This is a genomic window from Actinomycetospora sp. NBRC 106375 (assembly GCF_030269665.1).
GTDB lineage: Bacteria > Actinomycetota > Actinomycetes > Mycobacteriales > Pseudonocardiaceae > Actinomycetospora.
Map to the genome: position 1 here is coordinate 1 of NZ_BSTS01000098.1, position 255 is coordinate 255.

1 rRNA gene is annotated in these 255 nt (G+C 61.2%); it reads right to left on the reverse strand.

Annotation, left to right across the window (positions count from 1 at the left end):
• Positions 1-255 (reverse strand): 23S ribosomal RNA (locus QSK03_RS33035); the annotation flags it as partial.

The following is a 255-nucleotide window of genomic DNA, read 5'->3' on the forward strand; positions in this document are numbered from 1 at the left end:
GCCTCGGTATTCTCTACCTGACCACCTGTGTTGGTTTGGGGTACGGGTCGCGTAGGAACTCGCTAGAGGCTTTTCTCGGCAGCATGGGATCACTCTGCTTCGCCTCAACCGGCTATGCGTCACGTCTCAGCCTGCATGGTGTACGGATTTGCCTGTACACCGGCCTACACGCTTGCACCAGCACTACCACTAGCTGGCGGAGCTGCCCTCCTGCGTCACCCCATCGCTTGGCTACTACCAGGCGGGGTCCCGCGC